The organism is Pseudomonas sp. BNK-15, assembly GCF_047456105.1.
Classification (GTDB): Bacteria; Pseudomonadota; Gammaproteobacteria; order Pseudomonadales; family Pseudomonadaceae; genus Aquipseudomonas; species Aquipseudomonas putida_E.
The window spans coordinates 809592-821228 of the sequence record NZ_CP179898.1; the positions used below are offsets into that span (position 1 = coordinate 809592).

General features: G+C 64.1%; 9 protein-coding genes. 5 read left to right on the forward strand and 4 right to left on the reverse strand.

Features of this window, described 5'->3' with window-relative positions:
• Window positions 1-30: 30 nt before the first annotated feature.
• The 4 genes from ACMGF5_RS03660 to edd all read right to left on the reverse strand — a co-directional run bounded on the left by ACMGF5_RS03660 (window position 31) and on the right by edd (window position 5039).
• Window positions 31-1485 carry an ATP-binding protein gene (locus ACMGF5_RS03660; protein ID WP_046784413.1) on the reverse strand — a complete coding sequence of 485 codons (1455 nt, stop codon included), beginning with the start codon at window positions 1483-1485 and terminating at the stop codon, window positions 31-33.
• Complete coding sequence (gltR, locus tag ACMGF5_RS03665; RefSeq protein ID WP_046784414.1) at window positions 1466-2191, reverse strand: two-component system response regulator GltR; 726 nt, start codon at window positions 2189-2191, stop codon at window positions 1466-1468. Before gltR ends, ACMGF5_RS03660 begins: the two co-directional genes overlap by 20 nt.
• A gap of 65 nt (window positions 2192-2256) precedes the next feature.
• The gene (locus ACMGF5_RS03670) at window positions 2257-3216 is read right to left on the reverse strand and encodes a glucokinase (protein ID WP_346640726.1); all 960 of its coding nucleotides are present in this window, start codon (window positions 3214-3216) and stop codon (window positions 2257-2259) included.
• Window positions 3213-5039, reverse strand: coding sequence for a phosphogluconate dehydratase (edd, locus tag ACMGF5_RS03675; RefSeq protein WP_414157573.1), 1827 nt, complete (start codon window positions 5037-5039; stop codon window positions 3213-3215). Before edd ends, ACMGF5_RS03670 begins: the two co-directional genes overlap by 4 nt.
• A gap of 265 nt (window positions 5040-5304) precedes the next feature.
• Between edd and gap the strand changes: the two genes are divergently transcribed.
• The 5 genes from gap (at window position 5305) to ACMGF5_RS03700 (ending at window position 11606) form a co-directional block, all read left to right on the forward strand.
• Window positions 5305-6306, forward strand: a complete 1002-nt coding sequence (gene gap / locus ACMGF5_RS03680; protein ID WP_414157574.1) for a type I glyceraldehyde-3-phosphate dehydrogenase — start codon at window positions 5305-5307, stop codon at window positions 6304-6306.
• A 226-nt stretch (window positions 6307-6532) separates the two neighbouring features.
• Window positions 6533-7045, forward strand: a complete 513-nt coding sequence (locus ACMGF5_RS03685; RefSeq protein ID WP_046784418.1) for an RNA polymerase sigma factor — start codon at window positions 6533-6535, stop codon at window positions 7043-7045.
• Window positions 7046-7135: 90 nt separating this feature from the next.
• Entirely contained in the window at window positions 7136-8098 is a 963-nt protein-coding gene (locus ACMGF5_RS03690) for a FecR domain-containing protein (RefSeq protein WP_174141546.1), read from the forward strand.
• A gap of 126 nt (window positions 8099-8224) precedes the next feature.
• A complete protein-coding gene (locus ACMGF5_RS03695) occupies window positions 8225-10813 on the forward strand; it encodes a TonB-dependent receptor (protein WP_174141547.1) in 2589 nt (862 codons plus the stop codon).
• Window positions 10814-11012: 199 nt separating this feature from the next.
• A complete protein-coding gene (locus ACMGF5_RS03700; protein ID WP_046784421.1) occupies window positions 11013-11606 on the forward strand; it encodes a biliverdin-producing heme oxygenase in 594 nt (197 codons plus the stop codon).
• The last annotated feature ends 31 nt before the right edge of the window (window positions 11607-11637 follow it).

An 11637-nucleotide genomic window follows, 5' to 3' on the forward strand; every position in this document is an offset into this window, starting at 1 on the left:
GCGGTTATGTCACCGGTCGGTGACATACCTTCACTCAACGCCACGCGGCAGATAAAGGGTCACGCGCAACCCACCCTCGCGCAAATTGAGCAAGCTCACCTCACCCCCATGGCTATGGGCAATGTTGCGGGCGATCCCCAGCCCCAAGCCATACCCTTGCTGCTGCCCGGCGAGCCTGAAGTGCGGCTCGAACACCTGCTCAAGCTGCTGCTGTGGCACACCCGGCCCGTGGTCATCCACCTGCAGGACAAAGCCCTGTGCGCTGTCGATGATGCGCAGGCGGGCCCGCTCGCCGTACTTGATGGCATTGTCTATCAGGTTGCCGATGCAGCGGCGCAAGGCCAGCGGCTTGCCGGGGTACGGCGCCAGGGCCTGGCCTTCGACGGTGATGCGGCCATCCCCCAGATACGGCTCGGCGAGAATCTCCAGGACCTGGTTGAGGTCGACCGGCTCGATGTTCTCGTGGATGTCAGTGTCTTTCACGCATTGCAAGGCGCCTTTGACCAACAGCTCCAGCTCATCCAGATCCTGGCTGAACTTGGCCTGCAGGCGCTCATCTTCCAGCAGTTCGACGCGCAGCCGCAGCCGGGTGATGGGCGTGCGCAGGTCGTGGGAAATGGCGCTGAACAACTGGCTGCGCTCGGTGAGGTAGCGGCTGATGCGTTCACGCATGCTATTGAACGCACGCCCCACCTCGACCACCTCGCTGCCACCGCCCTCGGGCACTGGCGCCACATCGGCGCCCAGCGACAGGTCCCGCGCGGCCCGCGCCAGGCGCTTGAGCGGCCAGCTCTGCCAGTGCACCAGCAGGCCGATGAACAGCAGCAGCAAGGCGGTGGTCAGGACGATGAAGCCGATCTGCTGGCGTGGCAGGCGCTCGGCTTCAAGGCTGGTGTAGGGCTCAGGCAGCAACGAGGCGATGTACAGCCACTCGTCTTGGCCCAGGCGAATCTGCGTGACCAGTACAGGCGGATTGAGTGGTTCCAGGGTCAGCGAGTAATGCGCCCAGGAACGCGGCAGCTCATCGAGCTTCAGGCCGCTGTTGAAGATGCGCAGGTCATCGGGGGCGACGAACTCGACGGAAACTTCCATCTGCGCGCCCAGCCGCTCATGCAGTACCTGCTGGAACACATCGATCACCGCCTGCTTGCGCGGTGTTATGGGCAATACCGGCATGTCCAGCGGCTTGTCGTTGAGCGACACGAAAAAACGCGTACCACCCATGCTGCGCAACTGGTCCAATACCATCGGCCGATAAGCCACCGGCAAGGAACGGAAATAACTGACGCTGGCACTCATCGAATGGGCCAGGCTGCCGGCACTGGCGCGCAAGCCCTGAAGCTGGCTGGCACGTAACTGCGCGACCCAGATGACGCTGGACAAACCTTGAGCCAACAACACCACCAGCAAGGTCAACAGCAGCATGCGCCCCAGCAGCGAGCGCGGCACCAGGCGCCAGCGCCGCTCAGGAAGCACAGCAGACATGCGCAGCCAGCAGGTAGCCACTGCCGCGCACAGTGCGGATCAGCCGTGGCGGTTTGTCGGTGTCGCGCAGACGCTGGCGCAGGCGGCTGACCGCCATGTCGACGATACGGTCCAGCGGCATCGGCTCGCGGCCACGGGTAGCATTGCCGATGGTATCGCGGTCGAGGATCTGCTGAGGGTGATCGAGAAACAGCTTGAGCAGGGCGAAATCGGCACCGGAAAGGATCACCTCTTCGCCATCGCGGTGGAACAGGCGGTGGCTGACCGTGTCCAGGCGCCAGTCGTCGAAGGCCAGTACCGCTGTGGCTGGCGCGGCCTGGCCGAATTCCGCGCGACGCAGCAGGGCCTTGATTCGCGCCTGCAGTTCCCGCGGGCTGAACGGTTTGCCCAGATAATCGTCCGCACCAAGCTCAAGGCCGATGACCCGGTCGGCCTCGTCGGAGCTGGCGGTCAGCATGATGATCGGCACCCGCGATTGACGCGGGTGCTGGCGCACCCAGCGACACAGGCTGAAGCCGTCCTCGTCGGGCAGCATCACATCGAGAATGACCAGATCGCAGTGAGTGTTTTCCAGCGCGTGGCGAAAACCCTGGCCATCGGCTTCGGCGTGCACCTGGAAACCGGCGCGACTCAGATAGGTTTGCAACAGCTCGCGGATTTCCTGATCGTCGTCGACCATCAGGATCGATTTTCCGGCAGTGCTCAAGGTATCCCGCCCTCTTGTTGTCACAGGTCTTTTGCCTGCTGTGAGGGCCGCAAAGCGGCCCCCTATCAATGATCCAGAGCCTGCTGTAATGCCACGCCGGCGCCCAGCAGTCCAGAAAACTCTGCTGTCACCAGCCACACCGGCACACCGGCGAAGTAACCGCTCATGCAGCCCTTGTCGGCAAAACTTGCAGCGAACCCGCTGCGCATGAACAGTTCGGCAAACCGCGGGATGACGCCGCCAACAATATAAACACCACCGCGCGCACCCAGGGTCAGAACATTGTTGCCTGCCACGCGCCCCAGGAAGCGGCAGAACTGTTCGACCACCGCCAATGCCCGTGGCTCGCCACTCAGGGCGGCATCGGTAATTTCTGCGGGTGTCTTGTGCCGTACCGTATCACCGTCCAGCGCACAGATGGCCTGGTACAAACGCACGAGGCCGCCACCGCTGAGCACGGTTTCAGCGCTGACATGGCCAATCTGCCCATGAATCTGCTGATGGATCGCCGCTTCGCGGGCATTGCCCACCGGCAGGTCGACATGCCCTCCCTCACCGGGCAGCGCCAGCCAATGCTGCTCACCGAGGCACAGCAGGCTAGCGACGCCAAGGCCGGTACCCGGGCCGATCACCAGTGCAGGTCGCGCCGGGTCGGCCTGGCCGGGGCAGACCTGGCGCACCTCGTCCTCTTGCAGGCGGGTCATGCCCAAGGCCATCGCCGTGAAGTCGTTGATCAGCAGTAGCTGTTCGACCTGCAACGTCTTGCAGAATGCGCTGCGGCTCAGCCGCCAATGATTGTTGGTGAAGCGAAATTCATCACCGTCGACCGGCCCGGCCACCGCCAGGCACACTGCCGACAGCCCGCCACGCTCGATACCCTGGCTCTGCAGGTAGGCCTCGATGGCCTGCTCCGGGCTGGTGTAGTCAGCGGTGGCGAAAACTTTCACCTGATGCAGCTGGTTGTCACGCCACAACGCAAACCGGGCATTGGTGCCACCGATGTCGCCAACCAGCAGGTCCTTCATTTGAGGTTCTCCAGGGCCGAGGTAAAGGCGCTGGCGCCCTGCTCGGCCGAGCTGAACGCCATGCGCATGAAGCCGAACAGCTCGCGCCCACAGCCCAGGTCGTTGCCCTGTGGCGCAGGTGGCAGGTCGCGGCGGGCCAGTTCCTCGGCCGACACCTTGAGCTGCAGCGTGCCTTCGACACCATCGACCCGCACGATATCACCATCGCGCACCCGCGCCAGCGGTCCGCCATCAAAGGCTTCAGGGCAGACATGGATTGCGGCCGGGATCTTGCCCGATGCACCTGACATGCGCCCATCGGTGACCAGTGCCACTTTATAGCCGCGGTCCTGCAGCACACCGAGGAACGGCGTCAGCTTGTGCAGCTCCGGCATGCCGTTGCAACGTGGCCCCTGGAAACGCACCACGGCCACGAAGTCGCGCTCCAGTTCGCCGGCCTTGAACGCATCGGCCAGCGACTGCTGGTCCTGGAAAACCCGTGCCGGGGCCTCGACGACCTGCTGTTCAGGGGCCACCGCGGACACTTTCATCACGCCACGCCCAAGGTTGCCTGCCATCACCCGCAAGCCGCCTTCGGCCGAGAACGGCCGCGCCACCGGGCGCAGGATGGTCTCGTCCAGGCTCTGCTGCGGGCCTTCGCGCCAGACCAGCTTGCCGTTGTCGAGGAACGGTTCCTGCGTGTAGCGGCGCAACCCGTGGCCGGCGACAGTGTTGACATCCTCGTGTAGCAAGCCGGCATCGAGCAGCTCACGGATCAGGAAGGACATGCCACCGGCGGCCTGGAAGTGATTGATGTCGGCCTTGCCATTGGGGTAAACGTGGGACAGGGTCGGCACCACCTCGGACAGGTCGGCCATGTCCTGCCAGGTGAGCTGGATGCCTGCCGCCTGGGCGATCGCCGGCATGTGCAGGGTGTGGTTGGTCGACCCCCCGGTGGCATGCAGGGCGACGATGGAGTTGACCAGCGATTTCTCGTCGACGATCTCGCCCAGCGGCATGAAGCTGCCACTGGCCTTGGTCATGCGTGTCACTTGCTGTGCGGCCTCGGCGGTCAGCGCGTCGCGAAGCGGGGTGTATGGGTTGACGAACGAGGCCCCCGGCAGGTGCAGGCCCATCACTTCCATCACCAGCTGGTTGGTGTTGGCAGTGCCGTAGAAGGTGCAGGTGCCCGGGCTGTGGTAGGACTTCATCTCCGACTCCAGCAGTTCCTCACGGCTGGCCTTGCCCTCGGCATAGCGCTGGCGCACATCGGCTTTCTGCTTGTTGGAGATGCCGGAAACCATTGGCCCGCCCGGTACGAAAATGGTGGGCAGGTGACCGAAGCGCAGCGCGCCCATCATCAAGCCGGGGACGATCTTGTCGCAGATACCCAGCATCAGCGCAGCGTCGAACATGTTGTGCGACAGCGCCACCGCAGTAGACATGGCGATCACTTCACGGCTGGCGATGGCCAGCTCCATGCCAGGCTCACCCTGGGTCACGCCATCGCACATGGCCGGCACACCGCCAGCGAACTGGCCGACGGAGCCAACTTCGCGCAGTGCCTTCTTGATCTGTTCGGGGAAATGCACATACGGCTGGTGCGCCGAGAGCATGTCGTTGTAGGCCGAGACGATGGCCACGTTGGCGGCATTCATCAGGCGCAGGCTCTGCTTGTCGTCAGCGCCACACCCGGCCACGCCATGGGCGAAGTTGGCGCACTGCAGGCTGGCCCGCATGGGTCCGTCGCTGGCCGCGCCGCGAATCAGCTGCAGGTAGCGTTCACGGGTGGCACGGCTGCGTTCGGTCAGCCGTTGGGTGACCTCAAGGATGCGCGGGTGCATGTACTGGACTCCAGGCTAGCGGTAAGGGCGGTTTACCGGGCATTTCCCCTCCAAACGATTGCGGCCTAGGCTCCTGTGTAAGAGACCCTGCGCATCGAGGCGGCGGCTTGCCCGACCACTCGTTGTATATTTAAACAAAATACTGCCAGTAAAAAGGCTTGTTTTCTATCGCTGAGTGAATAATCTTGTAATTCCAACAACAAAACCGTTTCAGTGAAGCTTCATTTGTGCCACAGGTTTCACTCGAACTGCCAGAGGTACTGCCATGACACTACGTATCGCCATCAACGGATTCGGCCGCATTGGTCGCAATGTCCTGCGCGCACTGTATACCCAAGGCTACCGCCACGACCTGCAGGTCGTCGCCATCAACGACCTGGGCGACAGTGCCATGAACGCCCACCTGCTCAAATACGACAGCGTACACGGTGCTTTCGATGCGTCGGTGGAAGCTGATCACGAGAGCCTGACGGTCAACGGTGACCGTATCGCGGTGAGCGCCATCCGCAATCCGGCCGAGCTGCCCTGGAAGGCTGAAGCGATCGACGTGGTGTTCGAGTGCACCGGGCTGTTCACCGACCGCGCCAAGGCCGCGGCGCACCTGGCGGCCGGGGCTGGCAAGGTGATCGTCTCGGCACCGGCCAAGGGCGCCGACGCCACCGTGGTATACGGCGTCAACCATGACATTCTGCGCGCGTCGCACCAGGTCATTTCCAACGCCTCCTGCACCACCAACTGCCTGGCGCCGATCGCCCAGATACTGCACCGCGAGTTCGGCATCGAGCAGGGGCTGATGACCACCATCCATGCCTACACCAACGACCAGGTGCTGACCGACGTCTACCACAGCGACCCGTACCGGGCGCGCTCGGCCACCCAGTCGATGATCCCGAGCAAGACCGGCGCCGCCGAAGCCGTGGGCCTGGTGTTGCCGGAACTGGCCGGCAAGCTGACCGGCATGGCGGTACGGGTACCGGTGATCAACGTGTCGCTGGTCGACCTCACCGTCAACCTCAAGCGCGAGGCCACGGCCGAGCAGGTGAACCAGTTGTTCCTCGAAGCCAGCCGGCATTCCAAGGTACTCGGCTACAACGCCCTGCCGCTGGTCTCGTGCGACTTCAACCACAACCCGTTGTCGTCGATATTCGATGCCAACCACACCCGCGCCAACGGCAGGATGCTCAAGGTGCTGGCCTGGTATGACAATGAGTGGGGGTTCTCCAACCGCATGCTGGATAACTGCCTGGCGTTGTGCAGCGCCCGCTGAGCGCAGGCACTTGCTGCGGTAGGAGCGGCCTTGCGTCGCGAAAGGGCCGCGCAGCGGCCCCAACTATATCTCTGGCGCTCAGAAAACCTTGGGGCTGCTCTGCAGCCCTTTCGCGACGCAAGGCCGCTCCTACCGACAATCTTTACCTTTTCCTAACACTTTCAGGCTTGACCTTCAGGCAAGATGATAAGCATTATCATTCACCTTTCGTCGGCCAGGTCCCCCTGTGAGTCAGTCCCGGTTCAACTCTGTCTTCCTCGTTCAGCGCCTCCCCCTATTGCGAACCTTGCAGCGCATGGTCGGCAACCCCAGCACCGCCGAGGACCTGCTTCAGGAAACCTACCTGCGGGTGTCCCGCGCTCTGGGGGAGCGGCCCATCGAACACCTCGAGCCCTTCGTCTTCCAGACCGCGCGAAACCTGGCCCTGGACCATCTGCGCACGCGCCGGGTGCAAGCGCGCATGCTGGTCGACGATGTGCCCGAAGAAATCCTGCACAACGTCGCCGCGCCGCTGAGCAGCAGCGAGGATGCCGCACACGCCGAGCAACTGCTCAAGCACCTGAGCGTCAGCCTCAACCAGTTGAGTGAGCGTCAGCAGCGCATTTTCATCCTCAGCCGCCTGCACGGTGCCAGCTACGTGGAAATTGCCGGGCAACTCAATGTCTCGGCCAGCACGGTCCAGAAGGAGCTGAAACTGATCATGGCAATCTGCATGGGTGTGGCCGAACGCCTGAAGTAAGACGACCGCTGGCCACCCGAGCGCGGCGAAGCGCTTGCCACGCCCCGCCTTAGCCTTGATCATTCGGGAAAATCATTTCAAGGATTCACCGTGACCGACAGCCCCGCCCCTCGCCCGCCGACCGCAGGGCCCGACGCCCGCGCCCGTGCGATGGACGAGGCGCTGGACTGGCTGGTCCGCCTGCAATGCGCCACCGAAGCGGACACGCTGGCCTTCGAGCAGTGGCTCAGCGCCGCGCCGGAAAACGCCGTGGCCTACGTCGAAGCCGAAGCCCTGTGGAACGGCACGCCGGTGCGCCAGGCCGCCACACAAATGCATCAGGTGCGGCGCCGCTCTGTACGCGGGCGTCTGCGGGCTCACTGGAAACCCCTGGCGACCGCCGCAGTACTGCTGGTCGGGCTGTTCACCGTGGGCAACTTGCCGATGCGCCTGCAGGCCGACCACCTGACCGTGGTGGGCGAACGCCAGCGCCTGCAGCTCGATGACGGGGCCAAGGTGCTGCTCAACACCAACTCGGCTTTCGCCAGCGACGTGCGCGAAGGCCGTCAGGTGGCGCGGTTGCTACAAGGCGAGGCGTATTTCCAGGTACCCGGTGGCACCCAACCACCACTGGAAGTTCAGGCCGGCCCGCTGCGGGCACAGGTGCGCGACACCGATTTTGCCGTGCGCTACCTCGATGGTGAGGCACAGGTCCGGGTGCAGCGCGGCGACGTCGACCTGCAGGCCGCCAGCGACCAGCGTATCCGCCTGAGCGCCGGCGACAGCATCAGCGTCGGCCCGCAAGGCTTCGGCCAGCGCCAGCGCCCGGACATGCACAAGGACCTGGCCTGGGTCGATGGGCGCCTGGTGTTCGAGAACTGCCCGCTTAGCCAGGTGCTGGCCGAAGTGCGGCGCTATTACCCAGGCTGGATCATCAACCGCAACGCCCACCTGGACGACATGGCGGTGACCGGCAACTACCGCCTCGACCAGCCGCTGGAGACCTTGCGCGCCCTGGCGCACATCACGTCAACGCGGCTGCACGAGTATCCCGCGCTGGTCATTCTCAACTGACCTGAAAATTATTTTTACGCGATCGCGCTGCCCCGCCCGTCTCGTTATAGCCAATGCAACTGATTCTTGTTTGAAAACAGGAACGGTAATCACCTATAACAGTTCGCGCGTCAGGGAGCGCTTTCGATGTCCACAGGTCCAACTCGCCCGTCCCCCCTTCCCCGCCGTACCGGCCAATTGTCCCTGCTGACCCTGGCCTTGCTCGCCAGTGGCGCCTGCGGCCTGCCAGCGCTGGCAGCAGAACCTGCGCACGCGACAAGCCCACGCATGGGCGACTACCGCTTCAGCATCGCCCAGCAGCCCTTGGTCGAGGCCATCAACGCCTTCAGCCAGGTGACCGGCTGGCAGGTGGGCTTCAGCGCCGAACTGGCCGACGGTGTGGCTTCGCCAGGTGTACGCGGCTCGCTGCCTCCGGAAGCGGCACTGAAACAACTGCTGCAAGGTACCGGCCTGGGCTATCGCAAGATCGGCAACGGCAATGTGGTGCTCGAACGCCAATCGGCGGGCAATGCCATCGCCCTGCAGCAGATGACCGTCAGCGCCACGCGCAGCGCCCAGGACGTCAGCCAGGTGCCGAGCACCGTGAGTGTGCAGACACGCGAGCAACTGGACCGGCAGAACGTCAATAACATCCAGGAACTGGTGCGCTATGAGCCAGGCGTGTCGGTCGGTGGCACCGGCCAGCGCAGCGGCCTGAACGGTTACAACATCCGTGGCATCGACGGTGAGCGCGTGCTGACCCAGATCGACGGTGTGTCGATCCCTGACAGCTTCTTCTACGGCCCCTACGCCCAGACCCAGCGCAACTACGTCGACCCCGAGATCGTCAAGCGCGTGGAAATCCTCCGCGGCCCGGCCTCGGTGCTGTACGGCAGCAATGCCATCGGCGGTGCGGTGAGCTACTTCACCCTGGACCCGGACGACATCATCAAGCCCGGCAAGGATGTCGGCGCGCGCCTGAAGACCGGCTACAGCTCGGCCGACGACAGCTGGCTGACCTCCGCCACCGTGGCCGGCCGCCAGGGCGACTTCGACGGCCTTTTGCACGTCAGCCAGCGCAACGGCCACGAAACCGAATCCTACGGCGAGCATGGCGGCAGCGGCCTGTCGCGCACCGAAGCCAACCCGGAAGACGTGCGCACCACCAACGTGCTGGCCAAGCTTGGCTGGAACTACGCCGACGACGCGCGCCTGGGCTTCACCTATGAACGCTACAAGGATGACCGTGACCAGAACATCCTCAGTGCCGTGGGCGGCCCGTTCATTCCAGGCTTAGGTGCCATGAACTCCTACCGCATGCGCCAGGGCAACGACACCGTCACCCGCGAGCGCTTCGGCATCAACCACGAGTTCGGCCTCGACAGCCTGGTCGCCGACCATGTGAAATGGAGCCTGAACTACCAGATCGCCAAGACCGACCAGCGCACCGATGAGCTGTATGTCGCGTCGGGGCGGCAGGTGCTGCGCGACCGCCAGACCACCTACAAGGACCGCCAATGGGTGTTCGATGCCCAGCTGGACAAAGCCTTCAGCATCGGCCAGACCGATCACCTGCTGACCTACGGCACCACCATAAAGCATGAAGAAGTGACCGGCTCACGCAGCGGCTCCGGCACCTGTGTGGCCATTGGCGGTAGCTGCACCGCCATCGGCCAGGACAGCTCGCGCGACGGCCAGGCCCTGGTCAGCGATTTCCCGGACCCGACCATCAACACCTACAGCCTGTTCGTGCAGGATGAGATCCGCTGGAACAACTGGACCTTCATGCCCGGTGCCCGCTACGACTACACGCGCATGGAGCCCAAGTTCACCGACGCGTTCCTGCGTGGCATTCAGGGCTCGGGCGCTGCGCCAGGCGCCCTCGACGACTCGGACAAGAAGTGGCACCGCGTGTCGCCCAAGTTCGGCCTGACCTACGCTTTCAACGACAACTACACCTGGTACGGCCAGTACGCCGAAGGCTTCCGCACGCCGACAGCCAAGTCGATGTACGGCCGCTTCGAGAACCCGACACTGGGCTACAGCGTGCAGGGCAACCCCGGGCTTGAGCCGGAGAAGAGCAAGAGCTACGAGACCGGCCTGCGCGGCAACTTCGATGCCGGTAACTTCAGCGCTGCGGTCTTCTACAACAAGTACCGCGACTTCATCGACGAAGACGCCGTGCAGTCGGCCAACCTGGAAACCACCTTCCAGGCCAACAACATCAAGCACGCCACCATCAAGGGTGCCGAGGTCAAGGGCCGCCTCAACCTCGACCACTTCGGTGCGCCAGAGGGCCTCTACACCCAAGGCTCGATCGCATACGCCAACGGCCGCAACGATGACAACGGCCAGCCGCTGAACAGCGTCAACCCACTGACCGGCGTGTTCGGCCTGGGTTACGAGCAACCGAACTACGGCGGCCTGCTGAGCTGGACCGTTGTCAAGCGCAAGACCCGCGTCGACGACACCACGTTCTTCGCCCCGGACGGCCAGAGCTCGCAGTTCCGTACCCCTGGCTACGGCGTGCTGGACCTGAGCGGTTTCTACAAGGTGACCGACGACGTAACGGTCAACGCTGGGCTGTACAACCTGACCGACAAGAAATACTGGCAGTGGGATTCGGTGCGCGGCTACGACGGCCAGGGTGAGGCGGGCGTGACCCAGCCGGCCAACCTTGACCGCCTGACCATGCCAGGGCGCAACTTCGCCATCAATGTGGTGTGGGATATCTGACTGAGCTGATCGGTACTGGCCCTATCGCCGGCAAGCCCCCACGGCTACGCCACTGAACCTGAGGGCAGTGGGTACCCTGTGGGGGCCACCTTGCTGGCGACAGGGCCGGAACCGACAACACAAAAAACTGGTTTTTTTACTCTCCCCACCCCTCTGTTTCGTCTTGTCACTAGACGCCCCAAATTCCCAAGGACACCCCATGACCGACCGCCCAGCCCTGCGCTCGCAACGCCTCAACCAGGTCACCCACGCCCCGCACACCGAGCTCGACGCCCTGGTCAAATCCCACGCACCGTTCGACAGCCGCGAGAGTTTCGCCCGTTTCGTCGTCGCCCAGTACCTGTTCCAGTCCGAACTGCAGGCCCTGTACAACGACCCGAAACTGATCGCCATCGTGCCTGACCTGGCCCAGCGCTGCCGCGCCGATCAAGCCCGCCTGGACCTCGCCGACCTCGATACCGAAGTACCGGCTGCAGTACCCGGCGCCTTGCACGACCCAAGCCTGGCAGAAGCGTTGGGCTGGATCTTCGTCTCCGAAGGCTCCAAACTGGGCGCCGCGTTTCTGATCAAGCGGGCAGTGGCCCTGGAGCTGTCCGACAGCTTTGGCGCCCGCCACCTGGGCGAACCGGCCGGTGGCCGCGCCGAGGGCTGGAAGCAGTTCACCCGAACCCTCGATGGCCTGGCGCTGTCTGCCGAAGAAGACGCTGCTGCCGAGCGCGGCGCAGTGGCCGCCTTCGAGCGCTTCACCGAACTGCTCAAGCATGCCTACGCCGCCGACAGCGCGCTGGCCTGATACGCTTAACCCGGCCACCCTTCCGGTGGCC

What these genes read in the sequence shown, in the direction of transcription:
- ACMGF5_RS03660 (WP_046784413.1), bottom strand. Translation starts at nt 1,485, where the DNA reads ATGTCTGCTGTGCTTCCTGAGCGGCGCTGGCGCCTGGTGCCGCGCTCG.
- ACMGF5_RS03670 (WP_346640726.1), bottom strand. Translation starts at nt 3,216, where the DNA reads ATGAAGGACCTGCTGGTTGGCGACATCGGTGGCACCAATGCCCGGTTT.
- edd (WP_414157573.1), bottom strand. Translation starts at nt 5,039, where the DNA reads ATGCACCCGCGCATCCTTGAGGTCACCCAACGGCTGACCGAACGCAGC.
- gap (WP_414157574.1), top strand. Translation starts at nt 5,305, where the DNA reads ATGACACTACGTATCGCCATCAACGGATTCGGCCGCATTGGTCGCAAT.
- ACMGF5_RS03695 (WP_174141547.1), top strand. Translation starts at nt 8,225, where the DNA reads ATGTCCACAGGTCCAACTCGCCCGTCCCCCCTTCCCCGCCGTACCGGC.
- ACMGF5_RS03700 (WP_046784421.1), top strand. Translation starts at nt 11,013, where the DNA reads ATGACCGACCGCCCAGCCCTGCGCTCGCAACGCCTCAACCAGGTCACC.